This is a genomic window from Gemmata obscuriglobus (assembly GCF_008065095.1).
Classification (GTDB): Bacteria; Planctomycetota; Planctomycetia; order Gemmatales; family Gemmataceae; genus Gemmata; species Gemmata obscuriglobus.
On record NZ_CP042911.1, the window covers coordinates 305966 to 331100 of the forward strand.

At 67.5% G+C, this 25135-nt stretch carries 22 protein-coding genes; 13 read left to right on the forward strand and 9 right to left on the reverse strand.

The features are described 5' to 3' along the window. Positions 1-187: 187 nt before the first annotated feature. The 3 genes from GobsT_RS01345 (at position 188) to GobsT_RS01355 (ending at position 2749) form a co-directional block, all read left to right on the forward strand. On the forward strand, positions 188-1324 hold the full coding sequence (locus GobsT_RS01345) for a pyridoxal-phosphate-dependent aminotransferase family protein (protein ID WP_010045561.1): 1137 nt from the start codon (positions 188-190) through the stop codon (positions 1322-1324). Between the two features lie 336 nt (positions 1325-1660). Then, positions 1661-2083, forward strand: coding sequence for a hypothetical protein (locus GobsT_RS01350; RefSeq protein ID WP_010045557.1), 423 nt, complete (start codon positions 1661-1663; stop codon positions 2081-2083). Between the two features lie 6 nt (positions 2084-2089). After that, positions 2090-2749 carry a DUF4291 domain-containing protein gene (locus GobsT_RS01355; RefSeq protein WP_010045555.1) on the forward strand — a complete coding sequence of 220 codons (660 nt, stop codon included), beginning with the start codon at positions 2090-2092 and terminating at the stop codon, positions 2747-2749. On the opposite strand, the gene GobsT_RS01360 is transcribed toward GobsT_RS01355, so the two are convergent. After that, positions 2731-3414, reverse strand: coding sequence for a PepSY-associated TM helix domain-containing protein (locus GobsT_RS01360; protein ID WP_010045553.1), 684 nt, complete (start codon positions 3412-3414; stop codon positions 2731-2733). The genes GobsT_RS01355 and GobsT_RS01360 overlap by 19 nt on opposite strands. A gap of 171 nt (positions 3415-3585) precedes the next feature. Beyond that, positions 3586-5145, reverse strand: a complete 1560-nt coding sequence (locus GobsT_RS01365; RefSeq protein WP_010045552.1) for a DUF2271 domain-containing protein — start codon at positions 5143-5145, stop codon at positions 3586-3588. Between the two features lie 395 nt (positions 5146-5540). On the opposite strand from GobsT_RS01365, the gene GobsT_RS01370 reads away from it, so the two are divergent. Continuing rightward, the gene (locus GobsT_RS01370; protein WP_109571354.1) at positions 5541-6578 is read left to right on the forward strand and encodes a hypothetical protein; all 1038 of its coding nucleotides are present in this window, start codon (positions 5541-5543) and stop codon (positions 6576-6578) included. 77 nt (positions 6579-6655) lie between these two features. On the opposite strand, the gene GobsT_RS01375 is transcribed toward GobsT_RS01370, so the two are convergent. Together GobsT_RS01375 and GobsT_RS01380 are read right to left on the reverse strand one after the other, a co-directional pair. Beyond that, positions 6656-7102, reverse strand: coding sequence for a hypothetical protein (locus GobsT_RS01375; RefSeq protein WP_029601342.1), 447 nt, complete (start codon positions 7100-7102; stop codon positions 6656-6658). Next, a complete protein-coding gene (locus GobsT_RS01380) occupies positions 7090-7332 on the reverse strand; it encodes a hypothetical protein (protein ID WP_010052158.1) in 243 nt (80 codons plus the stop codon). The genes GobsT_RS01375 and GobsT_RS01380 overlap by 13 nt, the downstream gene beginning before the upstream one ends. Positions 7333-7646: 314 nt before the next feature. On the opposite strand from GobsT_RS01380, the gene GobsT_RS01385 reads away from it, so the two are divergent. Then, the gene (locus GobsT_RS01385) at positions 7647-9824 is read left to right on the forward strand and encodes a YXWGXW repeat-containing protein (RefSeq protein WP_010052155.1); all 2178 of its coding nucleotides are present in this window, start codon (positions 7647-7649) and stop codon (positions 9822-9824) included. Positions 9825-10202: 378 nt separating this feature from the next. Here GobsT_RS01385 and GobsT_RS01390 read toward each other — a convergent pair whose 3' ends face one another. After that, a complete protein-coding gene (locus GobsT_RS01390) occupies positions 10203-13226 on the reverse strand; it encodes a hypothetical protein (RefSeq protein WP_010051194.1) in 3024 nt (1007 codons plus the stop codon). Positions 13227-13420: 194 nt separating this feature from the next. Here GobsT_RS01390 and GobsT_RS01395 point away from each other — a divergent pair, with 194 nt between their 5' ends. Then, positions 13421-13816 carry a hypothetical protein gene (locus GobsT_RS01395; RefSeq protein ID WP_148087571.1) on the forward strand — a complete coding sequence of 132 codons (396 nt, stop codon included), beginning with the start codon at positions 13421-13423 and terminating at the stop codon, positions 13814-13816. 216 nt (positions 13817-14032) lie between these two features. Here the strand turns inward: GobsT_RS01395 and rpmB are convergent, their stop codons facing one another. Continuing rightward, entirely contained in the window at positions 14033-14293 is a 261-nt protein-coding gene (rpmB, locus tag GobsT_RS01400; protein WP_010045232.1) for a 50S ribosomal protein L28, read from the reverse strand. 141 nt (positions 14294-14434) lie between these two features. Here rpmB and GobsT_RS01405 point away from each other — a divergent pair, with 141 nt between their 5' ends. Then, the gene (locus tag GobsT_RS01405) at positions 14435-15646 is read left to right on the forward strand and encodes a lysophospholipid acyltransferase family protein (RefSeq protein WP_010045229.1); all 1212 of its coding nucleotides are present in this window, start codon (positions 14435-14437) and stop codon (positions 15644-15646) included. 73 nt (positions 15647-15719) lie between these two features. Here the strand turns inward: GobsT_RS01405 and GobsT_RS01410 are convergent, their stop codons facing one another. Then, positions 15720-15944, reverse strand: coding sequence for a PIN domain-containing protein (locus GobsT_RS01410; RefSeq protein ID WP_010045227.1), 225 nt, complete (start codon positions 15942-15944; stop codon positions 15720-15722). Between the two features lie 230 nt (positions 15945-16174). On the opposite strand from GobsT_RS01410, the gene GobsT_RS01415 reads away from it, so the two are divergent. Together GobsT_RS01415 and GobsT_RS01420 are read left to right on the forward strand one after the other, a co-directional pair. Beyond that, positions 16175-17173, forward strand: coding sequence for an NAD(P)H-dependent glycerol-3-phosphate dehydrogenase (locus GobsT_RS01415; RefSeq protein ID WP_010045225.1), 999 nt, complete (start codon positions 16175-16177; stop codon positions 17171-17173). After that, positions 17170-17727, forward strand: coding sequence for a DUF1802 family protein (locus GobsT_RS01420; RefSeq protein ID WP_010045224.1), 558 nt, complete (start codon positions 17170-17172; stop codon positions 17725-17727). Before GobsT_RS01415 ends, GobsT_RS01420 begins: the two co-directional genes overlap by 4 nt. Before the next feature lie 362 nt (positions 17728-18089). Here the strand turns inward: GobsT_RS01420 and GobsT_RS01425 are convergent, their stop codons facing one another. Beyond that, the gene (locus GobsT_RS01425; RefSeq protein ID WP_148087572.1) at positions 18090-18890 is read right to left on the reverse strand and encodes a type VI secretion system accessory protein TagJ; all 801 of its coding nucleotides are present in this window, start codon (positions 18888-18890) and stop codon (positions 18090-18092) included. Between the two features lie 260 nt (positions 18891-19150). Further along, the gene (locus GobsT_RS01430; RefSeq protein WP_010036248.1) at positions 19151-20146 is read right to left on the reverse strand and encodes an IS701 family transposase; all 996 of its coding nucleotides are present in this window, start codon (positions 20144-20146) and stop codon (positions 19151-19153) included. Between the two features lie 550 nt (positions 20147-20696). Here GobsT_RS01430 and GobsT_RS01435 point away from each other — a divergent pair. From GobsT_RS01435 to GobsT_RS01450, 4 genes are all read left to right on the forward strand, one after another. Next, positions 20697-20879, forward strand: coding sequence for a hypothetical protein (locus GobsT_RS01435; protein ID WP_010045219.1), 183 nt, complete (start codon positions 20697-20699; stop codon positions 20877-20879). 291 nt (positions 20880-21170) lie between these two features. Beyond that, positions 21171-22493, forward strand: a complete 1323-nt coding sequence (locus GobsT_RS01440) for a hypothetical protein (protein WP_010045217.1) — start codon at positions 21171-21173, stop codon at positions 22491-22493. A gap of 221 nt (positions 22494-22714) precedes the next feature. Further along, a complete protein-coding gene (locus GobsT_RS01445) occupies positions 22715-24265 on the forward strand; it encodes a DUF11 domain-containing protein (protein WP_010045216.1) in 1551 nt (516 codons plus the stop codon). Positions 24266-24452: 187 nt separating this feature from the next. Then, on the forward strand, positions 24453-24905 hold the full coding sequence (locus GobsT_RS01450; RefSeq protein ID WP_010045215.1) for a DUF6428 family protein: 453 nt from the start codon (positions 24453-24455) through the stop codon (positions 24903-24905). The last annotated feature ends 230 nt before the right edge of the window (positions 24906-25135 follow it).

A 25135-nucleotide genomic window follows, 5' to 3' on the forward strand; every position in this document is an offset into this window, starting at 1 on the left:
GCCATGCCGACGAGGAGACGAATGCACGCATGGGTTGGCCCTCCTTCCGAGGAATTCCCGGCGCTCTGCGCCCGGGGTTCTTTGAAAGACGTGTGGGAAGCGAAGAGGTTCGCGGCGCGCCGGGGTGTCGCGCCGCGAATACAACAACCCGCGACCCTCCCCAGTGCGGACATGAAGGAAGTAAGCGATGAAACCGCGTCTGTTCACGCCCGGCCCGACCCCGGTCCCCGAGGAAACGCTGCTGGAACTCGCGAAGCCGGTAACGTACCACCGGTCCTCGGAGGCAAAGGCGATCCTCGGAGAGGTGACCGAAGACCTCAAGTACGTGTTCCAGACCGCGCAGCCGGTCTTCACGCTGACTTGCTCGGGCACGGGCGGGATGGAGGCGGCGGTCAGTAACACGCTGGCGGCGGGCGAGAAGGCGATTCTTTGCACCGCCGGGCGCTGGGGCGAGCGGTGGCGCGGCGTCTTGAAGGCGTTCGCGGCCAACATCGTCGCCGTGGAAGTGCCTTACGGCCAAGCCGTCACCCCGGAGATGCTGGAGAACGCGCTCAAGGCGAACCCGGACGCGAAGGTGGTGTTCTCCACCCTGAGCGAAACCAGCACCGGCGTCGGGCACGACCTCGAAGGCTACGGGAAAGTGGTCGCCAAGACCGACGCGCTGCTCGCGGTGGACGGGATCAGCGGCGTCGGCGCGATGGAGTGCCGGATGGACGCCTGGGGCCTCGACATCGTCGTCACCGGCTCGCAGAAGGCGCTCATGATGCCCCCCGGTCTGGCCTTCATCTCGCTGAGCGAGAAGGCGTGGAAGAAGGTGGACGCCACGCCCGTCCGGAGCTTCTACCTGGACGTCCGGCGCTACAAGAAATCGTTGGCGGAGAGCGACACGCCGTTCACCCCGGGTAACACGCTGATCAAAGCCCAGCGTGCGAGCCTGAAGCGCATCCGGGCAGAGGGCATCGAGAACCTGTGGGCGCGCCACAACCGGATCGCGGCGGCGTGCCGCGCCGGGGTTCAGGCGATGGGGCTGAAACTCTTCGCCGAGCGCCCCAACAGCGCCCTGACCGTCATCAAGGTGCCGGAGGGCGTTGACGGCAGCGGCACCCTGAAGACGCTGGAGAAGAAGTACGGCTACAAGTGGGCCGACGGCCAGGACGCGATGAAGGGGCAGATCTGGCGGCTGTCGCACATGGGCTACACGGACGCCTTCGACGTGCTCGGCGCGCTGAGCGCGCTGGAACTGGTGCTGTCCGAAGCCGGGTTCAAACTGGAGGTCGGCGCCGGCGTGGCCGCGTTCCAGAAGGCCTACGCCGCTGGGAAGTGACCGTGGCGCCGAACGCTTGAATTTCGACCCACGGGCGCCCGCCGATGGCCGACGAACAACTCAAGCGCTTCGGTACGACCGCCGAGTCAGCGGAACGGCTCGCACAGCAGGCCGCAGCGGCCGAAACGGTACTCGGTATTCACGGCGTTTCGGTGACGGCACGCGATACGAATGCCCCGGCCGGGGTCGCTCCCCGGTCGGAAGTCGAAAAGCACTTCCCGGTACACAACACGCCTTCGCGCAGAGACCCGCAGCACCGAACGGTAGAATTACCGAAGCCGGTAACGCCGGAGGTTGCGGACCGATTCAACAGGCTTTTCGGCCGGAGCGAGTGACATGGAAACCGCCACACGACCTAAGAACTTCGTTGAAGGTGAAAATTACCCCTCGCCGGTCACGCACGTCATCGGGCTGGATTACTGCGACGGTCTTGTTTCCGGTCTGCTGAAAACGGTTGACGGCTCGGCTTACACGTTCGAGATGGTCGAAGAGGAGCGCAACCCGGACGGTCTCGACTTCCGCACATACGAGCTGACGCCGCTGCCCGCCGACACGTTCGACCAGGTCACAGAGTTGCTCGAACGGCACCTCGGCCCGCGGCGGCCGTACTGGGTACCGGTCTGGACGTTCCCGTCCGGTGACGCGCAAGCCGCAACGGAAGCGGCCCTCGATCGTGCGCTCGTCGCGAACGGTAAACCGTCTTGGCGAGTTGCTGCGACCGATCTCACCGAGACGGTTTCCGCGGCGCACACGAGTTGACGTGCAATGCCCCTCGTCTTCGAACCCTACCCCGAGCAGGTTAAGGTGTGGCCCAAGGACGGCCGTCACATTCTCGCGCAGTTCGACCACGACAGCGTCGTCGTGTACCAGGCGTACAGCCCCGCCATCGGCCGGTACGCGATCGAGCACGGGCGCTTCGGCGGTGCCTTCAGCTTCGAGCGCATGAGCTGGATCAAGCCGAACTTCCTGTGGATGATGTACCGCTCCGGTTGGGGCACGAAAGAAAACCAGGAAGTCACCCTCGCGCTCCGGTTGCGGCGGGCCTTCTTTGAGTCGCTCCTCGCGGAAGCGGTTCCTTCGACCTGGGACCGCGACCTGTTCGCCACGTTCGAAGAGTGGTCGCGGGCGGTGGGCCGCTCGGCGGTGCGGCTCCAGTGGGACCCGGACCACCACCCGTCGGGCGCGAAGCTCGACCGCCGGGCGATCCAACTCGGCCTGCGCGGGCGCGTACTCGAAGCGTTCGGAACGACGGAACTGCTCGAAGTGATCGACCTGTCCGAGTTCGTTGCCCAGCAACGCGAGCTACTCGCGGCGCGGGGCACGTCCGCGCTAATAACACCCCGCGAGCGGGTGTACTCGCCGACGGATCCGGCGATTGCCGCGCAGTTACGACTCGCGGTTCCGCCTCACGGCACGAACCAGTAGTACACCCCGACCGTCAGCAGGGTGCCCAGCACAAAGAGGACCGCGCCCTTCTTGCCGCGGCTCTTCAGCGACCACCACATGATGAGCCCGGTCGCGGAGATGACGAGCAGCATCACGCAGGTGCCGTCGATCACGAAGCTCCACACCATCCCGGTGCGCTTCACCTCGTTGCTCATGTTGCCGCGGTTGCCGCGGTGCAGGTCGGTCAGCAGGACGGCCCACCCCTGGTACACCGACACCACCTCGGTCCGGGCGGTCTCCGCGTCGATCGTCGCAACCGCCTCCCCGCCGGCCCGCTTGAACTCCACCTTGATTTGAGGCCTGTTGTCGTCGTCCTTCGTGAACAGGAACGAACTCATCTCGCCGCTGATGCCGAACTCCTTGCGCAGCGCCTCCACCACCGCGAGTTTCTCGTCCCCGGTCGCCTCGTCGCGGTCCTCGGACGGAGCCGGCATCTTCCCGCCGGGCATCTTGTCGAGCGGGAGCGTGCGGGTCTCGCGCCGGGTCTGCGCCTCGAGCCGCGCGTCGCTCGGCAGGAACCACTCCGTGTGGTTCAGCATGAAGCCCGTGACCGCGAAAAAGAGGATCAGCGTTAAGCCGAACAGCGTGAGGTACACGTGGATCGTGCGCGCGGTCTTGAGCAGCCAGCGTTGGAATCGCGACATGTGTGATGCGTCGGTGGGGCAGGAAGACAACAAGAACAATGGCCGCAACGAAGCACAAAAGCACACAAGGGAGCAGAAGACGAAGACAACAGAGTTGGGTTGAACTCACTCTTTCGTTCTCTGCCTCTTTTTGCACCTTTTGTGCTTCGCCGCGGCCATTTCATCGCGTGTTTATTTCTTTCCGACCTTCTTGAACTCCACCACCGTCTCCGCGGCCTCGGTGTTCTTGTCCAGTTTCACCACCGCCGGCTTGTCCTTGCACTCGATCTCGCCGCGCTGGGTGACGTCGTCTCCGAACTCGCGGTGGACCTCCACCCGCACCACGTACTTGCCCTGCGACACCGGGTTGCCCTTGTCGTCCTTGCCGTCCCACGCCAGGTCGTACTTCCCGGGGCCGCGGGTCGCACGCGCCACCGCCTTCACCAGATCGCCGTCGCCTTTCCCGATCTTCCACCAGTCGCGCAGGGTCTTCAGGTACTTCGGTGCGTTCCCCCACACCGCGAGCGTCTTCACGGCCTTGCCCTGATCGTCCTCGATCCAGATCGCGGTGTACGGCTTGCGGTAGCGCTTCGCCTCGACCTTGGGCAGTTCCACCGCAACCGTCACCTGGAAACCCGCGGGCCACGGATCGGCCTTCTTCTCGTCCTTCTTATCTTGCGGGAGCGCGAAGCGGGCCGGAGCCGGCTCGAACAGCTTCAGCCCCGGGCTGCGGATCTGTTTGCCATCCGACGTGATGATGAGGCACGCCGCGCCGGGCACACCGGCCACCAGTTTCAGCCCCTCTTCCGGCTTCAGCACGCAAAGGGTCGTGGCCAGCGCGTTCGCGGTCACGTTGTTGTTCGCAACCACGGTCGCGCTGCTCACGCCCTCCGCGGGGCGTCCGGTGCGCGGGTCGAATATGTGCGAGTACCGCTTCCCGTCGATCGTGTAGAACCGCTGGTAGTCGCCGCTGGTAGCGACCGCCTGATTCGTCACCCGGAGGCCCGCGACCGGCGCGGCGTTGTCGAACGCCATAAACGGGTTCTGCACCCCCACCGCCCAGCCCGTGCCGCCCGGGGGCGAGCCGAACGCGAGGATGTCGCCGCCAAGGTTGATCAGCAGCGCCGTGACCGCCGGGTGCGCCTTTCGCACCGCGTCCGCGGCCTTCGCGATGATGTACCCTTTGCCCACCGCGTTCAGGTTGAGCGGCTGGTCGGTGAGCCGCGTTACGGTGCTCGCGTCGGTGTCGAGCTTGAAACCCGGCCTCTTGAGGTCGGCAGCGATGCGATCGAGCACGACCGCTTCGGGAACGCGCCCCGCCCGCTCGCCCTCCTTCCACACGCGCACGAGGTCACCCACCTGCCCGTGAAACGCGCCGCCGGACTTCAACTGCCACTGCTCGTAAGCCCTCAGCACCTCGATCAGTTCGTGCGACACCGGCACGGGCTCGCGGGTGCGGTTCACCTTGCTGATTTCGGTCGCGGGGTCGTAGGTACTCAGGATCGTGCGCAGCCGCTCGACCTCGTTGAGTACCGTCAGCTCTGCGGCTTCTGCCGTCGGCTCGTCCGGCGCGACCACGCACAAGTCGAGCGACGTGCCGATGACGTGGTCGCGGTGGAACTCGAACTCGATCACGTTCTGTGCGTCGGCGGCGCGGGGGCGGGTGTCGGCTCCGTGACCGCCCGGCGCAACACAAACCGCCACGGCGGTCAGTAGTAGAAGCACGCGGGCGCGCGGCGCGACGACGCTCATGGCGAATGCCCTCGGGTAAAAGTGGAGGATAGTCTCTTTTAAACGACGCCTCGCTTGAGGTGAAGACTCTCAGCGAAGTTTCATTGCCGCACCGGTCAAACTGCTCGTGTTGCTCTGCCGGTCACGTGTGTAAGTTTTACACCCCGCTGTTGGGGAGGTCCGCTTGTACTTATTACACCGGACGCGCGGCTCTCGTACCAAATCCCACCAAGTGCCGAATCCCGAAGCACCGTCACGGCCGGACTTTGCGCCCGGACATTTCGCGACTCACCGGCCACCGAACATTCCCGGCACACCGGTTGCGGTTAGACTTCTGACGACCCTTGCTTCGCTCGCTTTTCGGCCGGACTCAAGACGAGAACGGCCGGTCGTCATTATCAACGGAGGTCAAGGGAATGACTCTTCGTCGGCAGCTCAGCGCGCTCGTTGCGGTGCTCTTCGTACCCGCATTCGCGTCCGCCGCGACCTACGACACCGTGAACTTCCGCACCGAAGCCCCGACCGCGCGGCTGGCGAAGGAGTTCGGTGATAAAGCCGAGGAGTACCGCCGGGAAAAGGCGCTCGAGTGGACCGGGCGCGAGATGCCCCAGTGGCCCAGCCGCTGTCCGCTCCAGGTGCAAATCACCCAGGGCTCTGCGGGCGGTGCGACCACGTTCACCTTCGGTCAAGAAGGCGGCCGGTCGGTCGTCACGAGCATCCGCATGGAGATCCGCGGCGACGCGACCCAGCTCCTCAACAGCGTGCTGCCGCACGAAGTCACCCACACGGTCCTCGCGAACTACTTCGGGCGCCCGGTGCCCCGCTGGGCCGACGAGGGCGGTAGCGTGCTCTCCGAAAACGACGACGAGCGGTTCAACCACAACGTCCGCTGCCGGGAGCTGCTGAACGCGGGCCGCGGCATCCGGTGCCGGGTGCTGTTCCGCATGACCGAGTACCCGAAGGACATGATCGTCCTGTACGCCCAGGGCTACTCGGTCTCGCACTTCCTCGTTGCCAAGGGCGGCGACGGCCGCGAGGGGCGGCTGAAGCTCCTCCAGTTCCTCGGCACGGGGATGCAGGGCAACAGCGCGGAGAGCTGGAACGCCGCGGCTCACAAGGTGTACGGGTTCGAGTCGGTGGACGAACTCGAAGAGGCGTGGCTGACGTCCCTGAAGACCCCGCCCACGCGGGTCGTCGCTCGCGACACGACCCCGCCCGCGGGCCAACCGACCAGCGCCCGGAGCCCGCGGACCGAACTCCGCACGTCGGCGGCGCCGGCGGTGCCGGTGCTGGAAGCGCCGGTGCGGGTCCGCGGCGCAACGCCGGACCGCGAGCCGAGTCGCCCGTCGTACCTGCCCGAACACGGCAGCACGCCAGTGGCGAAGCCGGCCACGCCGAACCTGCCGGTCCCGGAATTGCTCCCGCCGGAACTCCCGCGTCCGGTTTCGCCGTAAGCCAACGTCCGAAGTAGCATCAAACGCGAGCCGGCCCGGAGGTTACTCCGGGCCGGCTCGCGTTTGCAGTGGGGCGTTCAAAAGGCGCACACGAACTGGCGCTCCGGCCCCAAGAGTTGAAAGAAGCAGCGGCTCAGAACGTCCACGCCGAGGAGCGCTTCGAGCCCCTCGTCCGCGTGCCAGCAGTCCGCCGCCATGACCCGCATGTCCGCGAGCGGGTGCGCCGAGCCGTTCGCGACCAGCGCGAGCGACACGTCGTAAATGTCGCTCGCGTGCGGGGCGTGTGCGGGCGTCGAAGGCGTCACCACCTCAAGGGTCGAGACGGGCGCCAGGTCGAGCGCCCGGAACACGCGCGGGGCGAACCCGGAGATCGAGGCGCCGGTGTCGAGCAGCGCGCGAACGAACACCGGCGCGGGCACCGGGAACCCGTTCCGTTCGAGCAGGACGCGGCGCCGGTCGCTCACGGCCACGCGCACGTCCACGATCGCCCACCCGTCGGTCAGCGCCCCGCTCACATACGGCATCGCAGCGCCCGCGAGAAGTACCGCGGTTCTTCGCGGTCGGTGACTTCCTTGACCAGGAACGGGGTCAGCCCGAATTGATCATATCCGGCCGCAAGCGCTTCCTCAAACGTCGGGTAGCACCCGGCCACAACAGCACCGTGAACCAGTGCGAACGCCCCCCGGTTGCCGGGAACGGTGAGGAGCGCGGACAGTTCGCGCCGGAACGTTTCCAGTTCGTTTTCGAGTGCCACAGCCGCTCACTTTACCACTGATGAGAGTGCGGAACCTCTTTCGACATTCTCGCCGAACGTCGCAGAACACAAAAGAGCACGCCCCGGGCCTTCCCAACTTCACCCGCCCGCCGCACTCACCCACCCGGCCCAGGCGAAACGACTCGCACGAGCGCGCCAAAGCGAACACGGATCGCGGCCAGTCGCGCACAAGTCCGTGTCACCGCATCGGAACTCATCGCCCGCCCCTCATGCGATGCGAGCCGCGCCGCCCGGCGCAAGATTTGCGAGCTGAAGCGCCTATTTGATGCCCATACGCCCTCTTTGGTGATGTCATGCCGTACCCCGGTTCGAGACTTTTCCCCGCCGCTCTCCTCGGCGGGTTAACGGTCTGTGTCGCGCTCGCCGGCTCACCCGCTCAGGAGCCGATCCCGCTCCGCACACCCGGAGCGCAACCGAACGCCCCACCCGATCCGAACGCCCTCCCCGAAGGCACGGAGGTGCTCGCGAAAGGTCCGGTCCACGAGGCGTTTGCCACAACCGCCGAGGCGCCCGCCGCGGCGGCGGTGGTAACCAAGCAGCCGCCGGAACCGATCGAAGAGCTGCCGCCGGATCAGAAGCCCGAGGGCGAGAACGTTCAGTGGATTCCGGGGTACTGGGGCTGGGACGAGGACAACGAGCAGTTCCTCTGGGTGAGCGGGTTCTGGCGCGATCCCCCTCCCGGGCGCCTCTGGGTGCCGGGGTCGTGGCGTGAAGTTCGGGGCGGCTGGCAGTGGGTCGCAGGGTTCTGGCAAGAGCCGAACCGAGAGCAGCCGACGCAACCCGAAATCGAGTACCTGCCCGAGCCGCCGGTATCGTTGGAAGCCGGACCGAGCGTCGCGGCCCCCACGGCAACGAGCTTCTACGTGCCGGGGTCGTGGGTGTGGCGCAACAAGTACGTGTGGCGCCCCGGGGTGTGGATCGAGTACCGCCCCAACTGGGTGTGGGTGCCGGCGCACTTCTGCCGCACGCCCGTCGGGTTCGTGTTCGTGGACGGCTACTGGGACTACACGCTGGCCCAGCGCGGCGTGCTGTACGCGCCGGTTACGTTTCCGCGAGCGGTCCTCACCCGCCGCGGGTTCGTCTACACCCCGGTGTACGTGGTCAGTGAGCCGGCGCTGGTCGGCGCGCTGTTCGTGCGCCGCGGGCACACGCACTACTATTTCGGCGACTACTTCGAACCGCGGTACGTCACCCGCGGCTACAACCCGTGGGCTGGACGGGTAGTTAACACCACGTTCACGATCGGGTTCGGAGCCGGCCGCAACTGGGGCTACGATCCGCTCTGGGCGCACTACGCGGCCGCCAACCGCAACAACCGCGCCTGGAACACGCGCGTCAACGACCTGTACACGGGGCGCTACACCGGGAACGTGGCGCGCCCGCCGGTGAGCCTCACGCAGCAAAACACCGTCATTAACCAGATCACGCAGACCAACGTCACCAACGTGACCAACAACGTCACGGTCGTGAACAACAACGTCACGGTGAACAAGCAGAACGTGACCGATGTGGCGATGGTGGCCCCGGCCCGGTTGGCAAGAGATCTGCAACCCGAGGCGCGCATCCGACCGATCAGCGCCGAGGTCCGCAAAACCGAAGCGCAGGCGGCGAGACTGACACGCGACTTTGCGGTCCAGCGCACGAAGGTGGAAACCGCAGCGGTTGCGAAGCAACCGACCCCGAAAGTCGCGGACCCCAAGGCCCCTTCAACCGTGCAACCACGCACACTGAAGCTGGACGTGCCGAAGGAGGTGGTTGCGCGGACGCAAACGAGGGACGAAAAGAAAGTGCCGCCACCGCCCGCGTTCAAGGCCGAGCCGAAGGGCAATCCGAAACTCGACCCGACCCCGAAATTGAATCCGAAGGTCGAGCCGAAAACGGACCCCAATCCGAAGGTCGAACCGAAGACGAACCCCAAGATCGACCCGAAAATGGAGCCGAAGGTCGAGCCCAAGCCTGAACCGAAAATTGAGCCGAAGCCCAAGACGGACCCGAAGGCCGAGCCCAAACCCAAAACCGCCCCAAAGGCTGAACCGAAACCGAAAGCCGACCCCAGTCCGAAGGGCGAGCCGAAGCCGAAGGAGCAACTTCCCGATCCGAAGTCCAAGGTTGAACCGAAAAAGGGCGAGCCCGTTCCGAATCCGAAAGCGGACCCGAAGCCTAAGGAGCCGGTGCCGCTCCCCACGCCCAAGACCGAACCGCCTAAGGTCGAACCCAAAACGCCGGTGCCGCCGCTCCCGCCGAAGGTGGACCCGAAGCCCAAAGACCCGACCCCACAGCCGAAACCGAAAGGAGAGCCGCCCAAGGTCGAGCCCAAAACGCCGGCGCCGCAACCGCCGAAAGTAGACCCAAAGCCGAAAGACCCAGCCCCGATTCCGGCCCCGCAACCCAAGACACCGGCACCGCCCCCGAAGGCTGAGTCCAAAGGGCCACCGTCACCGCCGCCAAAGGGCGAACCGAAGAAAGACTGATAGGCCCACTTCGGGCGGGACGCCAAGAGGCGTCCCGCCCGAAGTGGTTTTGCATCCCATTCGTCGCACAGTGACTGTTGCCCGGTTCGTTGTCCGCCGTCCGCAGGTCCACACACGGGCGGTAAGGGCTTCGGGTCAAAAGTCCGATCGTCGAAAGTCGTAAAGCCACAGATCTAGTGGCAATCAGGCTTGCGACTTTATGACTTGCTGACCTGACGATTTTTGACTCGATGTCCGAAGCGATGACGAAAATGGCGTGTGGTCAGCGAGTCGCCGACCACACGCCGCCGGTACGTTTCACGTCTGCGCGGTGCCCCTTGGCCGATCCCGCAGGAGTCGAGCGCGCTCTGGAAACGCTCGGTGAGGTCACGCCCCCGTTTACCTCGGTCGAACGCCGCCGGCCGGTACGACCGGGGCCGTCGGGCGCACAGCGCCGGCGGGCACCACCGCCCCCCCCCGCGGCCCCGGGCGGGCGCCGTACCCGGCCCCCTGGGCCGTCGGGTACAGGGGCTCAATACGGATGTCGTCGAAGTACGCCACGCCGACGCCGGTCAGCGCCAGCGTGAGCGAGATCTGGCCCGACGCCGGCACCCGGCGGTACAGGTGGAACTGCTTCCATCTGTCCTTCGTGTTCGTCACCCGCACCGCGAGCGGTTCGCCGCCCGCGCTGTCGTAAAGCATCGCGCCGTCGGCCGTCAGGGTGATCCCCCCCGGGACCTTGATCCACCCGCTGACGCGCACCAGGGTTCCGGGCGGGAGCTTCACCGGCGGGCTTTCGACCGCCAGGAACGTCCGCTCCAGCGGCATTGTGCTCTGCTCCACCGGCTTGCCGTCCGGTGCGATATTGCCGCGCCGCTGCACCTCCAGCTTCAGCACCCCGCGCCCGAGTTCCGGCGCCGGCGGTTCGTACCCGTCGCCCGGGCGCGTGATCTCCCGGCTCGGGCGGAACATCCTTTGCCCCTGATATTCCGGTATCTTCAACTCCGGTTTGTCCGCGAGCCGGTCCGCCGGAACGAGGCCCGCGGCCACCTTCACCCGGTCGAGCGTACCGAACCGGGCGCTCCACCCCGGTTGCTCGCTCACCGAGACGCCGTCCTTGGGCAGCGGCCCCCCGCCGACCGGCTCGAACGTCCCGCCCGGCAGAGCGGACACGCCCACCTGACACGACTGGATCTCGCGGAACAGTTCCCAGTGCCGCGGCAGGCTGTAGTAGCTCACCGCGAACGGGCTCGCGCTCGGCACGTCGAGCGTCTCGGTGGCCTTCTTCCAGTGGTCCCACATCACCACACGCAAGGGGCGGAGCGCCCGCTGCGCGTCGGCGAACGCCTGGGCGTACAGTTCCGCCGCGAAGTTGCGCTGCGCGTCGGCGTGTAGCTTCGCCGCCTGCTTGAACAGCGAGTCGGCGCCGCGCGTCTGGACGCCCATCTCCGCCAGCTTCCGGTACGTCGCGAGCGTCTTGTCGTACTCCTCCGCGGCGAGGTCCATCGCCCACCGGGCGGCCACGCGGCCGTACTTGCGGTTGTAGTCCTGCCACCACACCACCAGCCCGTTCTGGCTCACGTCGTTGGTGAACACGATCGGCGTCACCAGGTCGAACTCCCGGATCGTGAGCTTGGTGCCGCCGGGCACCTTCTGCGCGTCGTTGCGCAGGCACGTCACGCCGGCCGGGGAGATGCGCCACGGGTCGGCGCCGTCGGCCACCAGCGGGACCGTCACCTGAAGGTCCTTCACGGCGCCCTGTTCCGGGACGTACTGGCTGCCCGGCCCGAGCCAGATCGGCAGCAGCACCGCGCCGTAGTTCCCCCGCAGGTTCCCGCGGATCAGTGCAGCCTTCACGTGCTCGTGGTTGGTGTCGAGCCACAGCGGCTGCTGGCGCTCCCCGGCGAGCAGCACCGGGGCCAGCATCTCCAGTTCGGAGTTCAGAATGGCCATGCCCTGGAGCCGCCCGCGCCCGTGGTGGCTGTCCGCCAGGAACTGGTCGGACCAGAACCCGAGGCCCCGGCACCCGCACGCCACGCTGATGTAGGCCAACAGGCGCACCTGCTCCGGGTGCGGCCCGATGGGCTCGGCGAACCCGCCGCCCGGGCTCACGCTCGCGACGCTCTCGACGTACCAGTCCGGGGCGTGGTTCTGGATCCAGGTCCAGAATACGGCCCGCTTGGAGCTGAGGTTCATGCGCTGCGTGAGCCACCCGCGGTAGCCGTCCATGTCGAGGCTGGTGAACAGCGGCCACCGGTACGTGCCGACCGCGTCGAGGAACGCGGAATAGCCCTTGAACCCGTCCCACACGCCGGCGCTGAACGGGCGCTTCGGGTCGCGCAGCCGGAGGTAGTCGCGGGTGCGCTCGACGGCGCCGGTCTGCTCCTGCTGCCGCCCGCCGCCGAGGTCGTAGAAGAGGACGTCGCTGTCGGCGAATTTGCGGTAGTAGTTGTCGAGCGCGGCGGCCTCCGCGGTGCTGTTGGCCGAGGGCGCCGCGGGCAGGGCCGTGGGCACCGACGGCACCACCAGCCAGCCCTCACGGTTCGCCTCCTCCAGCACGTCGGCGGGCACGTCGGCGGGCACCCAGAGCGCGTCGAAGCCGGCCTGCCGGAGGACGTGCAGCGGCGCGCCGGTGTGGCGCACCGCGCGGAAGAAGAACGACTTGTTGTCCACGAACAGTTGCCCGCCCTCCTGCCGGGAGAGCCGCCCCCGGGCGCCCTTTTGCCCCGCGCCCGGCTTGGGACGCTTCACGACCTCGCCGGCCGCGCCGCCCGGCGCTTCGGTCGCCTTCACGGGGCCGATGTCGAGGTCGTCGATCCAGATGTCGGCGGTGCCGGGGCCGGTGTACAGGTTCAGCACGATGCGGTCGATGTAGGCGCCGTCCGCGTTCACCGCCCGGCCGATCTGCGTCTGGAGGATGGGCAGGCGCTTGCCCAGCAGCGCGGGCACGTCCGTGAGCGTCAGCTTCTGCCAGTTCTCCCCGTTGTGGGTGTCCCCCACGATGAGCGCGGTGAGCTGCGATTCGGGCCGGGCGGGGTCCTGCTCCTTCGGGAAAACCACCCGCGCGCGGAGCTGCACCCCCGGGCGCGTGCACCTCACCCAAACGCCCGCGGACAGCGCCGGGGTGATGAGGGCCGGGGGCGTGTCGTAGTGGTAGTGGAGGAACGCGGCGTCCCCGGTCGCGGCGTCGGCGGTCAGCCTCAGGTGCTCACTGGTGGGCTGGCTCTTGAAGAACCGGTCCGAGATGTTGTGCTCTTTCTCCTCGACCTTCATGTTCGCGTCGCCGCGAACGAGCGCGACGTTCTTGCCGCCGAACTGGAACCGGTAGATCGATTCGCCCCGTGCCGGCACAAGCGCGAATCCCACCCCGAGCAGCACCAGCACGGCGACCATCAGCACATAGCGGCGCGTGGGTGTCGGCATCGCGATTTCGCTCCTTGCGTTCGGGTCCGCAGCCACCCGGAGCGTATACCCCGCCCGCCGGGCGTGCGGAAGACCAACCGCGACGCCCCGAAATGCGTGTTTCGTGTGAACCGGTGGGCGGGCGCGCCCCGTTCCGCTACTCTGGCGCCGACGGCCTGCCGTCACACGTCCCGGACACACAAATGGAGTTTCCGATGTTCCGACTGCTCCTGAGCGGGTTCGTCCTCACGGTCGCCGCGCTCGTCGCGGGCGCCGACGAGAAGAAGGATCCGAAGGCGACGACCACCTGGGTTCGCGAGAGCAACGGCGTGGATCTGAAGTTCGAGTTTGGGAAAGACGCGGGCACGTTCAACGTGTTCGTCGGCGAGAACGGGGTCGTCGTCAAAGCCAAGCTGACCCGGGAAAAGGACACGGTGACGGCCGAGTTCACCGAGGTGGAAGAGAAGGGTAACTTCCCCAGCAAGCCGAAGAAGGGCGACAAGATCAGCTTCACGTGGGTCGAGAAGGACGGCGCCGCGAAGCTGTCCGACCTCAAGGGGGCGGACGACGCGAAGGACGTGCTCGAAGGCGAGTACAAAGTCAAGAAGTGATCTCGATCTCCGGCCCCTCGGCCGCATCCGATTCCAGTCGTTTCCAGTTCGTCGCAGCGTAGTTCGCCACCCGCCTGCGTCAGCAGGCGGGTGACATCTCGGCGTGTTCGGTTCGATCGGATGTGACAGAGGAGCGACTAAACGGCCGAAGTGCCGCGGCGACGAGGAAAAGTCCTCGTCGCCGCGGCACTTCGGGTGTTGAGCTTGTCCGCTCGCTTAGACGTTAACCTTCTCGAAAGGCTGGACCTTCACGGGCTTCACGACCAGGCCGCTACGAATGGCGGAGGCGGACACCCACACCCGCTTCGCCTCGCCGTCCACCACGCAGAGCACCTTCTGCAGGTTCGGTTTGAACTTGCGGCGGCTTGTGCCGAGGATCTTCTTACCGACGCCGCCCAAGTACTTCGCCTTACCGCGGTACTTCTTGCGGTTCCCGAAGACCGCTTTCTTGCCGGTGAAAATGCACGTCTTGGCCATGGCCGTTGATCCCAGTTACCTCGGCCCGGGGACCGGGACCGAACGCGAAATCGAAAATCTTACTATAGCGGTCGCTCCGACAGTGGCAAGGATTCCGGCCGGTTGATATACCGTGCCCGCATCCATCTCCGGGAGCAACCGATGCCGGAATCCGAGTCGCCCCAGGTCGTGCGGGACCGGCGCAGTCTGCTCGTTGCGGTTATTGTCGTGTGTTTGGCGCTTCCGAGCGCGGCATTCCTCGTTTCCGTCGCCCCGGGCGGCCGCCACACCGAACAACTGTTCTGGCTGGCCGGCACCGCCGTCGCCGGGGCGGCGCTCCCGTTCCTGTACTGGAACCCGTACCGGGCACTCGGCTTCGTTTCCCTGGCCGCACTGGCGTGGCTCGCGGCGGCGGCGCACGGCGTGTACTGGCACGAGTGGCCCGGTTGGGCGCACGGGTTCCCGCTGGGGGTGGTCGTCGGGGCCTGTGCCAGGGGGCAGCGCGGGAAACAGCCGGTGGCCGAAGCCGCGCTGCTCGCCGGCGCGGTTCTCGTCGGCGTGGGGGCGTCGCGGGCGTTCGACTTGCGCGGCCGGCCGTACGACGTGGTGGAGTGGTTCGTACTTGCGGCCGCGGTCGCGCTCGTGGGGTGGTCGTGGGTGCGGCTGTTCCGTCCGGCGTTCGAGGTGTCACTGGAGCCGGTGTGCTGGCTCGCGTACCGCATCCGGTGGCGCGGGCCGGGGTTTGCCCAGTTCCCCCGAACGGGGCCGTGCCTGGTGATCGCGAACCACGCCTGCTGGCTCGATCCCATCTTTCTTGTAAAGGTGCTGCCCCGTCCCCTCACCCCGATGATGACCTCGGGGTTCTACGACCTCCCGGTCATCCGCGCGTTGATGGTTAAGTTCGGCGTGATCCGAGTTCCGGACCGGGCGCTGAAAAAGGAAGCGCCCGAACTCCAGGAGGCGATCGCGGCTCTGGACCGCGGCGAGTGCGTGGTGATTTTCCCGGAGGGGTACTTGCGCCGGTCGAACGACCGGGAGCTGCGCCGGTTCGGCCAGGGGGTGTGGAAGATCCTGAAGGAGCGCCCGAACACGCCGGTGTTCGCCGCGTGGATCGAGGGCGGCTGGGGCAGCTACACCTCGCACTTCAACGGCGCACCGACCCGGAACAAGAAACCGGACGTCCGGCGCCGCATTGACGTGGGGATGCTCGCCGCGGTGACGGTTCCGTCGGGAGTGCTGGAAGGGCACCTCCAAACGCGCACGCACCTGATGAATCTGGTCAGCGCCGCCCGGAGCCACGCGGGTGTGGAACCGCTCGCGTCGTTCGACCTGCCGGCAAAAGCGGAAGAAGTGGAAGCGGAGGGAGAAGTGTGACGGGCTGTGCGGTTGAAGGGGTCGGGCGCCCCGGCCGTGCGGCCGGGGTCCGCCTGAACGTTGAACCCGCCGCTCATGCCGATGTGGGGCGGTTACTGCGGAACGCCTGCATCACTTCGTACAGGTCGGTGCTCACGACCACCTCGTCGTCGAGGAAGTCTTTGAGCCATATGAAATTCATGCGCTGGGCCATAGCCATCACGGGCAGCAGGTCGCCGAGGCGCACGCGCACGTCGGGCTCGGTGGTGCAGACGGTCTCTTCTGGCTCGGGAGTGTAGAGTTTCAGTCGGGTTGCCATGTCATCCTCCATAGCGAGAGAGCACGGTACCGGTCCCCCCGTAGGTCGCACAGGTTCCCCAACCCGCACAACCCGCGCCGGTAACCCGAGCGGATTCTCGCCTGTTTAATCGGCCAGCGAATGCGGGCAACTTCAGCGCGACCTGCGAAGGGCGGCGGATTGAGTGCCCGAGTAGATAAGATGTACCGGGGCGAACGCCCGCGCCATCTCCGTAGGTGGAAATATGTACCATGTCGATCACGTTTGCGGTTCTCGGTAGCGGCGGGTGGGGGACGGCCGTCGCGTGCCTGCTCGCCCAGCACCCGAACCACCGGGTGCGGCTGTGGAGCGCGCACCCGGAACACGCGGCGCTGCTGGACGCGGCCCGCGAGAACACGCGGCTGCTCCCGGGCGTGAAGCTGCCCGACGCGCTCCGCGTCGAGTTCGACGCGGCAGAAGCCGTTGCGGGTGCGGACTGCTGGGTCAGCGCGGTCCCGACGGCCTACTTACGCGCCACGCTGCACCGGTTCTCGGGGCTGTGTCGCCCCGACGTGCCGGTGGTGAGCCTCACGAAGGGGCTCGAGGTCGCGACCTTCCGCCGGCCGTCGGAGATCATCTGCGACGTGCTGGGCACCGAGAGGGTGGCGGTGCTGAGCGGCCCGAGCCACGCGGAAGAGGTCGCGCGCGGGATGCCCACGTCGCTGGCGGTGGCGGCGCCCGACGGCGGGCTCGCGATGTGGGTGCAGCAGCGGTTCGGGACGGACCGGTTCCGCGTGTACACGAACAACGACCTGGTCGGCGTCGAACTGGCCGGCGCGCTGAAGAACGTGATCGGGATCGCCGCCGGCGTGTGCGACGGGCTCGGGTTCGGGGACAACGCGAAGGCCGCGATGCTCACCCGCGGGCTGGTCGAGATGACGCGGTTCGGGGTGGCCCACGGCGCCGAGCCCGCAACGTTCTCGGGCCTGACTGGGATCGGCGACCTGATGACCACGTGCTTCAGCCCGCACGGGCGGAACCGGCGCGTGGGGTATCGGCTCGGGAAGGGCGAGCCGCTCGCCGAGGTGCTGGCCGGCCCGCAAGTTGCGGAGGGCGTGCTCACCGCGAAAAGCGTTCACGAGCGGGTCGTGCGGAGCGGCATTGAGGCCCCGATCATGACCGGGGTGTACGAAGTGCTGCACAACGGCAAGCCGCCGCTGGCCGCGGTACAAGACCTCATGTCGCGAAGCTTGAAGCACGAACGCGGGTGAACGGTCCGCTCTGCGGGGCCGGCCAAACTACGGGGACGTTCGAGATGCTGTCGATCGCGTTCAAGGAGTGGGCGGTGATCTGCGAAGCGCTCGCGGAGGGGCGCCAGGCGCTGATCCTGCGGAAGGGGGGCATATCCGAAGAGAACGGCGAGTTCCGCCCGGAGCACGCCGAATTCCTGCTCTACCCCACGTACTTCCACGAGCACCGCGCCGGTATCAAGCCGGAGTTCCTTCCCCTCCTCGGACGCGCCGAGGCCGCAAAGCCCAAGGCCGGTACGGTTCGCTTCACACACTTCGTGAAGGTCGAGTCCGTTTCGCACGTCACCGATCTGGAGTCGGCCCTCGCGCTCGATCCTCGGCACGCCTGGACGCCCGACGTGGTGAAGCAGCGGTTCAACTACCGCGCGCCGGGGCTGTACGTGCTGAGCGTTCGCGCGTTCAAGCTCGCGCGGCCGGCGGAAGTCTTCGAGAGCCCCGAGTACGCGGGGTGCAAGACGTGGGTGCAACTCGACGCACCGGTGAGCACCGAAGGGGCCGAACCGGTTGCGGGGTAGCGCGGCGCGGGAGGCCCAATGGGACTTACTGAGTTGATTCTGGGGTGGGCGTGTGGTTGGGGCTTGGGATTTGCGCCGGGTTGAGTGCCTTCACTCCTCCCGGTGTGAACCGCTGATTATCGCTACGCCCGATCCGGCGCGAAGTGCTCCAGCGCGTCCGTCACCTGCTCGATCCGGACGCATCCAACGCGCGCCCGCCGATGGGGCCGGCGACCGTTGACACGCCCCGGGGGGCATCTGGTCGCTCGTTACCAACGGCTCCCGGCCAACGCGCCGCCGACGTTGTTGCGGAACTGCTCCGCCGATGTCCTCCCGCCCAACCGGCGGATCGCGGAACGCATCCCATCGGCCGACTCGCCCCTTCACTTCACCTCAATGAGGCGGCACTCGGACAGCGGGATTTCGTCCTCGTCGCCGACGAGCAGCAGCTTCGCCCCGACGCACCGCGTCGGCCCGTTGTCCGGGCAGACGTGATCGGTCTCGAGCCCGAGCGCGAAGGTGCCGTCCGCCCGGTACGAGGCGGGGTACACGAGCGGCAGGTGAACGTCGAAGGTGGTCCCGTCCCGGAGCGTCAGCGTGGCGGGCCGGTAGAGCTGGTCGAGCAGCGCCTCGGCGGGTGCGAGCCGCACCTTCCGCAGCGCCTCCCACGCCACCCACAGGTATTCGCCCCCGCGGAACGCTTCGAGCACCGACGCGAACCGGTCGTCGGCGTCGCGAAGCCCGTCGAACTCGCGCCCGTCGATGAACCCCCGCACCACCGGGCTCACGCGGTCGGCCGCGTCGACCGCCCGCACCGCCCGCTCGGGTTCGGCGCGCCGGAGCCGCTTCACCGCTTTCCAGCGCCGCGCCGCGTGGTCCGGCGGCGGTTCGGGAACGATCGTCGGCTCGCGCCCCTCGATCGTGCGCAACCGCTCGCTGCGAAACAGCCGGTGCAAGCCGCGTTCGGTCTCGGGCCACTCAGGGGCGTCGGTGTGGACGCGGGCGATGTGTTCGCCCGCCTCGTCGAGCCGCCCCGCGAACGCGAGCAGGTCCGCGAACAGGCGGAGGGCGGCGGGGTCGTCCGGCCGGCTCGCCACCGCGGCCTGCTGGAGCGCGACCGCGTCCGCGAGCCGGCCGTCGGTGAGCAGGTCGTGTGCGGTCGGTTCCATACCGACAGTGTACATCGCCCTTCCGCCCGCGCAACAAGAAGGGCGGGTCTGAGCTTCGGCCTCTGGCGCCAATGGCGCTCAAGTGGATGTCGAACGGGTGGCGGAATGAACCCCGATCGGGTTAACACGGCGGCCCGAGGCGCTGATGGGTCGCACCAACACGCGGTGGATGGGGTTAAAGCGATTTTGACAGGATTGACAGGATCGACAGGATTTTAAATCGATCCGTCTCCATCCGGTGAATCCTGTCGATCCTGTCAAAATATGTCTAGGACTTACGTAGTTGACTTTTGGGTAAGTAGGTATGTAGGTGCGGCGAGGTAGGTTCGCACCGCTTCGCGCACGATGGCCGTCTTGGCCGCGAACCAACTGACGCCGGACTTGAGCCGGTGCCACTCGAGCCGCAGGAACGCGCGGATCGCGAGCCCGATGTGGACCGCTTGGGCCCGGCTCATGCGCACCTGGCACCGGTCCACGTGGCAATGCTGCTTGAGGCCCCGGTGATACTCCTCGATGCCCCACGCGTGCCCGGCCAGAACCGCACGAGTGGCCTCGTCCATGTCGAGGTCGTTGGTGATCCAATGCTCCGTGCCCCCATCACCGGTGGCGATCCGGAACGCCTTCACCAATCCGAACCCCTCCAGGTGCACCACCGTACCGGCGGCCCCGATCGGGCACCCCTCGATGGCCCGATTGCCCGTGCGATCCGGGTTCACCCGCCGGTTGCTCCGCACCCGGGTCAGGAAGTGCCACCCCAGGGCCCGCACCGCCTTCCGGTTGTCCTTGCCCGAGTACCAGGTGTCGAACAGTACCACCCGGGGCGACAGGTCCCGTCCCTTGGCGACCGCCAGCATGGCTCGGAAGTGGTCGTTCTTGGTCTCGGCTCGGGCCGGGTCGGCGAGCCGGTAATCACACGGTACCAGGGCGGCCCCGTCGGTCCACAGCAGGGTCACCAGCCCGATCCCGCTCACCACCCGGCGGTGCCGCCCGGACCAGCACCGGCGCACCAGCCCCATGTGCCGGGCGAACGGCTTGTCCAGCACCGAGTCGTCGAGCACCACGGCACCGCCCGGGCGGACCGACGACCGGGCTTCGTCCCACAACGCCGCTGGGTCCGGTTCCAACCGGTGCAGCAGTCGGGTGAACGCATCATGCGCGGGCGCCGTCGGATGGTCCGGTTGGGCTCGCGCGGCTTCCGCGGCCGACGCCACCTTGGGGGTGGCGATCAGGAATTGGATGTAGTCCTCGGCGCTCGCACGTGGTGCGTTCATGGCCCGATCATAGACCAACAACACACCATGCGCAAATCCTGCGCCAGCGCAACTGCGTAAGTCCTATATGTCTTCGTACACGAGGCCCGCGTGGGACGGGGCGAAGCTGCGGCCACCGTTTCTTAAGTGACACTGCACCAACGGGCGGCTTTAAACACGCTGCGGCAAGAGCGGCAATTTAACCCGTCATCTCGCCGCGCCGACGCGCAGTCGGCAATGAACTTTGGGCTCGCCGTTCTGCCTTGGGGCGGGCACTTTTTGCGGCCGCACTCCTGCGGTGTAAAAGCTTCCAGCGCCCAGTTCGCGATGCTTTTCCACCTTCACAGCCGGTTGTAATTCCCTCCCCGTGCGAATGTAGACTTTCTGTTAAGTCGAAACGGTTACAACGGTCTCGCGGGTGGCGATGGCACACATCGGACACACCTCGAAGCCACAAAAGGCTTGAAATCCCAGCACTTCGCGTCTTGGTGCCGGAAAAATGTCGCGAGTGGCACGCGGTCTGCTTTTCAACCTCTCATCGAACGAAACTCAACCGCAAGGAAGCATAAAGATGACCCCGAACACCACCGCCACCCGCACCGCCTCGATCGCCCAAACCGCCGATGCCGAGACGCTGCTCCGCGATCTGGCCTACGTCCTCAAGCTGACCCGTCGCGTGAAGGAAGAGATGACCGCCGACCGCGCCCCGATCCAACCCAAGCCCGCGACCGCCGACCGCGCTCTGGTTGCCTGACGGTCCTGCCCGATCCCCCACAATCCGCTCCGCACTTCCTCGTAACACAGGAGGAACGTGAGAAGCGGGCGGAACCCAACGGTCTACTCCCGCCGTTGCGAGTTCCGCCCGCTTCTTCTTTTTGCTGCTCCTTCACTTCCCGCCCTTTCGCAGAGTATCCACCTTCACCGCTCCGGTCGATCCGGTTATCGCGTCTGCACCGCACAATCTGGGTTTAATCAAAGTTCGCGTTGCGCCCTTGCCGAAGACTTTTCTGAACAGGATTGAGTCGCTGGGCTTTCGGGGGGAAACATGAAGCGTACCGCGACCACACTAGTGCTACTGGCCGGCTTCGGCGGCGGGTGCGTGAGCCCCGAGTCGCAGGCCAACAAGCAGCCGCAACGGCCGGGCGGGTTCGGGACGGTCACCCGCCCGAAGGAAGTGCCCGGGGTGCAGGGGCCGGGCGGCGAGCCGTTGGTGGCCATGCGCGGCCCCACCCCGGGCGGCGTGCGCCCGGCCGGGGCGACCACGCTGGTCGGCAGCAACGGGTACGTCCGCCCGGTGTCGGGCGACGGGCCGAACGTCGTGACCACGGCCGAGGGCTGCACCAACTGCGCGGTGCCGGGCGTGGGCGGGAACGTGATCCGCGACTCCGGCCCGGGCTACGGGTACGGCGCGATGGGGCCGTACGGCCCGCACAGCAACAAGGGCATCGTGCCGGTGCCGACGATGGGGCCTCCGGGCGCCGTCGCCTACGTCGGCCCGATGGGGCCGGGGGCCGCGGCCCGTCAGGGACTGCCGAACGGGCGCACCTCGATCAACTTCACCGGCCCGGCCGGGATGAAGGTGACGTGGCAACTGCCGGACGGCACGTTCAACGACGAGGCCACCGCGCTGACCGCCCCGAAGGAATACAACTTCCTTCAGGGCTCGGTGTACCGGCTGCGGCTCACCAGCATCCTCCCGGACTTCCCGGGCAAGTCGTTCTACCCGACGCTCGAGATCGCGCCGGCGAACCCGAAGAGCCTCGTGTTCCTGAGCCACTCGTCGGTGCCGCTCACGTTCACCGCCGAGGACTTCGCCCAGGCGAAGGCCGGGAACCTGGTGGTGAAGGTGGTGTACCTCCCGGACCCGATCAACCAGACGTTCAACACGGTGCTGAACGCCGAAGAAGTGGTCTCGACCAAGCTCGAACCGGGGGCCGACCCGGTGGCCGAGGCGCAGCGGATGGGCACCATCCTGGCGATCGTCCGCATGGGTAACATCGACCTGGAGAACCGCGTGTCTCCGTCCATGACCTCCGTGCCGGGCGGCGGTATGCTGCCCCCGGGCGCGATCCCGCCGGGCGCGGTGCCGGTCATGCCGGGTGGCCCGGGCGCTCCCGCCCTGCCGCCGGGCGTTCCGGCCCTGCCGAAGAAGTCCGACGCGCCGGCCCTGCCGAAGAAGTCGGACATGCCGCCGGGCGCCGCGAGCGTCCGCCCGCCGGCGGCCCTGCCCGACCTGCCGCCGGCCTCGGTCAACCTGCCGCTGGCACCGCTGCCGCCGGCCTCCGGGGCGAGCATCGCGGCCCCGATTGACCTGCCCGCGCTGCCGGTGGCCCCGATCGGTCCCGGGGCGAAGCCGCCGGTGAAGTAACGACCGCTTGACTCCGCACGGGGCTCCCGCCCCGTGCCAAACGCGCCGGCCCCTCCGGGGCGGGACGCAAGGTAAAGCGCAAAGGCAAAAGGTAAAAGAGGTGCTGCCTTTTGCCTTTGCACTTTTGCCTTTGCGCTTGTCCTTCCGCCCCCGAGGGGCCGGCTTCCGTAGTGCGGGGCGCGGCCCCGTGCCGACGACACGGACATCCACGGAAGGTAGCCATGAAGGGCAAGGCGCTCACGCTGGTCGGTGCGCTGGCGGTCGGTCAGGGGCTGACCGCCCAGCCGGTGCCGGTGCCGTCGCAGGGTCCGGTCGGCGGGGTCGCCGGCGTCGGTGTGCCGCCCGCCGGTCCTCTGGGTGCTCCTCGCATGGCGGGGCCGCTCGAACCGGGGACGGGCGCGCCCGTCATCGCCCCGCTGGCGGCCGTCAAGTTCCTCGTGCCGAAGGACGTGCGCGTCACCGCGTTCCCGGGCACGCCGCTCAGCCGCATCTACGACGCCCCGGCGGTCATGGGGCTGCGCCCCGGCTACGCGTACCGGTTCGAACTCTCGAACCTGCCGTACCAGCCCGGGAAGACGCTGTACCCGGAGGTGGAGGTCCGCGGGACCCTCGTGCCGCGCCCCGGCATGAAGTACATGGACTACCCGCTCCCGATCGCCTTCTCGCAGACGGACATCGAGCGCGTGCTCAAGGGCGCGGTGATCACGAAGGTGGTCTACCTCGAAGACCCCGAGAAGGCGCTGCCGACGGAAGTGAGCCCGAACAACCCGGTTGAGATGCCGGACGCGACCGACGCCGCGGCGATCAAGGCCGCGACCGAGAACGGGCGGCTGATGGCGGTCGTGCGCCTGGGGAACTTGAAGCCCACCGCGGACCAGCTCAAGCCTTACGCGGTCGAGGGCACGGTACTGCTCCCGGGCGAGAAGTACTTGCGTGCCCCGGTCGCGCCGCCGGTGTTCCCGTTCTACGCCCACCCGATGTTCGACCCGCTCCTGGGGCCCAAGGGGCCGAAGGAAGAGTGCTTCGTCGACGGCGGCGACAAGGGCGACCCGCTGGGGATCGGCCCGGCCGGTCGGCTCGGGGGGCTGGACGCGACGGACGTCGGCGTCGAGTACACGATCGGGGGCCGGCGCAAGGTCACGACCTCGAACGTGGTGTGCATCTGCTCGCCGCGGTTCATGATCCGGCGCACCGAGGTGCTGCCGAGCGGGTTCGACCAGCAGCACAAGCTGGTGGCTCACACCGCCGCCCAGGGCACCGGCCAGTTGCGCGAGCGCCAAACGCCGATGCTCGAGGTCGCGCTGACCAAGCCGGCGGGGTTCGAGGGCCGGGTGCGGCCGTCGGCGTTCGTGGGCAAGGTGGGCACTGCGTTCTTCATCGGGACCAGCCGCCCGGCGGTGTTCGCGAAGGTGGACAACGTGCAGGTGGTCGGCGTGGTGGTGGAGCCGGAGCAACTGACCGCGTTCCCGTTCCTCGCCCCGCTCACCGTGACCAAGAGCGTGGACCCGCCGGGGCCGAAGGAGCCGGGCGAGTTCGTGACGATCACGATCAAGTTTGCCAACACCGGCGCGAAGGCGATCGACGACGTGGTCATCAGCGACAGCCTGAGCCCGCGGCTGGAGTACGTGGCGGGCTCGGCGCAGTCGGACCGGCCGTCGAACTTCGCGGCCGCGGACAACGACGCCGGCTCGGTGGTGGTGCGGTGGGATCTGCCGGGCACGTTGCTGCCGGGCCAGAGCGGCATGGTGAAGTTCCGGGCGAAGGTGCGCTGAGCCGAAACGCCACCCGTGGGAAAAGGACGCCCTGCGGGTGGCGAGAGGGAGGCGGGCTCGGGTCACCAGCCCACCGCCTCGTGGCAAGCCGCTGTGACTTTGCAGTACTGTGAGGCGGGTCTCGGCTTGGCTCTTGAGGCGCCACCGGTATCGTGACGGTGTGCCCCACCACGTCGGAGAACCGCGAATGACCGTCGCCGAGTTCCGCGCCGCGCTGCTTGCCAGTCCGGACCAACCGCTCCACCTGATGCTGCCCGACGGCGACTTCGTTCCGGCGCACTTCCACGTCACCGAAGTCGGCCGGGTGCAAAAGGACTTCATCGACTGCGGCGGCACCACCCGCTCGGCGACGACGTGCCTGCTTCAGGTGTGGGTCGCCAGTGATACGGGGCACCGCCTCACCGCGGCGAAGCTCGCCGGCATTCTGGCGCTCGCCGCCCCCCTGCTGAAGTCGGACGACTTGGCGGTGGAGATCGAGTACGAGCGGGACGCGGTGTCGCAGTTCCCAGTTGCGGCAGCGGAACAGACCCCGATGGGAACGCTGTTCCATCTCGGGAGCAAACACACGGACTGCCTCGCACCGGACCGGTGCGGGGTGACCGGTTGCGCGCCTGCAACGGGCGGTGCTGCGTGCTGTTGAGATTGCGGTAGCGTCCTGCCTGCAAACGTTGTGCGATCGCGGGCGCCAACCACTCGTTTAATGGCCGCCCGTAACCGGTCCCGGGTTCGTGCTCGCACGCGCCCGCCATCGACGCACACTTGCATGCCTTCTTTGGATCACGCACGTCTCCGCACAGGGGTTCATGTTTGTAGTGGGCGTAATTGCGCTGTGTCCCAGGGGTTCCACGAATTCGCAAGCTCTTTACGCCA

What these genes read in the sequence shown, in the direction of transcription:
- GobsT_RS01345 (WP_010045561.1), top strand. Translation starts at nt 188, where the DNA reads ATGAAACCGCGTCTGTTCACGCCCGGCCCGACCCCGGTCCCCGAGGAA.
- GobsT_RS01350 (WP_010045557.1), top strand. Translation starts at nt 1,661, where the DNA reads ATGGAAACCGCCACACGACCTAAGAACTTCGTTGAAGGTGAAAATTAC.
- GobsT_RS01355 (WP_010045555.1), top strand. Translation starts at nt 2,090, where the DNA reads ATGCCCCTCGTCTTCGAACCCTACCCCGAGCAGGTTAAGGTGTGGCCC.
- GobsT_RS01360 (WP_010045553.1), bottom strand. Translation starts at nt 3,414, where the DNA reads ATGTCGCGATTCCAACGCTGGCTGCTCAAGACCGCGCGCACGATCCAC.
- GobsT_RS01365 (WP_010045552.1), bottom strand. Translation starts at nt 5,145, where the DNA reads ATGAGCGTCGTCGCGCCGCGCGCCCGCGTGCTTCTACTACTGACCGCC.
- GobsT_RS01370 (WP_109571354.1), top strand. Translation starts at nt 5,541, where the DNA reads ATGACTCTTCGTCGGCAGCTCAGCGCGCTCGTTGCGGTGCTCTTCGTA.
- GobsT_RS01375 (WP_029601342.1), bottom strand. Translation starts at nt 7,102, where the DNA reads ATGCCGTATGTGAGCGGGGCGCTGACCGACGGGTGGGCGATCGTGGAC.
- GobsT_RS01385 (WP_010052155.1), top strand. Translation starts at nt 7,647, where the DNA reads ATGCCGTACCCCGGTTCGAGACTTTTCCCCGCCGCTCTCCTCGGCGGG.
- GobsT_RS01390 (WP_010051194.1), bottom strand. Translation starts at nt 13,226, where the DNA reads ATGCCGACACCCACGCGCCGCTATGTGCTGATGGTCGCCGTGCTGGTG.
- GobsT_RS01395 (WP_148087571.1), top strand. Translation starts at nt 13,421, where the DNA reads ATGTTCCGACTGCTCCTGAGCGGGTTCGTCCTCACGGTCGCCGCGCTC.
- rpmB (WP_010045232.1), bottom strand. Translation starts at nt 14,293, where the DNA reads ATGGCCAAGACGTGCATTTTCACCGGCAAGAAAGCGGTCTTCGGGAAC.
- GobsT_RS01405 (WP_010045229.1), top strand. Translation starts at nt 14,435, where the DNA reads ATGCCGGAATCCGAGTCGCCCCAGGTCGTGCGGGACCGGCGCAGTCTG.
- GobsT_RS01410 (WP_010045227.1), bottom strand. Translation starts at nt 15,944, where the DNA reads ATGGCAACCCGACTGAAACTCTACACTCCCGAGCCAGAAGAGACCGTC.
- GobsT_RS01415 (WP_010045225.1), top strand. Translation starts at nt 16,175, where the DNA reads ATGTCGATCACGTTTGCGGTTCTCGGTAGCGGCGGGTGGGGGACGGCC.
- GobsT_RS01425 (WP_148087572.1), bottom strand. Translation starts at nt 18,890, where the DNA reads ATGTACACTGTCGGTATGGAACCGACCGCACACGACCTGCTCACCGAC.
- GobsT_RS01430 (WP_010036248.1), bottom strand. Translation starts at nt 20,146, where the DNA reads ATGAACGCACCACGTGCGAGCGCCGAGGACTACATCCAATTCCTGATC.
- GobsT_RS01435 (WP_010045219.1), top strand. Translation starts at nt 20,697, where the DNA reads ATGACCCCGAACACCACCGCCACCCGCACCGCCTCGATCGCCCAAACC.
- GobsT_RS01440 (WP_010045217.1), top strand. Translation starts at nt 21,171, where the DNA reads ATGAAGCGTACCGCGACCACACTAGTGCTACTGGCCGGCTTCGGCGGC.
- GobsT_RS01445 (WP_010045216.1), top strand. Translation starts at nt 22,715, where the DNA reads ATGAAGGGCAAGGCGCTCACGCTGGTCGGTGCGCTGGCGGTCGGTCAG.
- GobsT_RS01450 (WP_010045215.1), top strand. Translation starts at nt 24,453, where the DNA reads ATGACCGTCGCCGAGTTCCGCGCCGCGCTGCTTGCCAGTCCGGACCAA.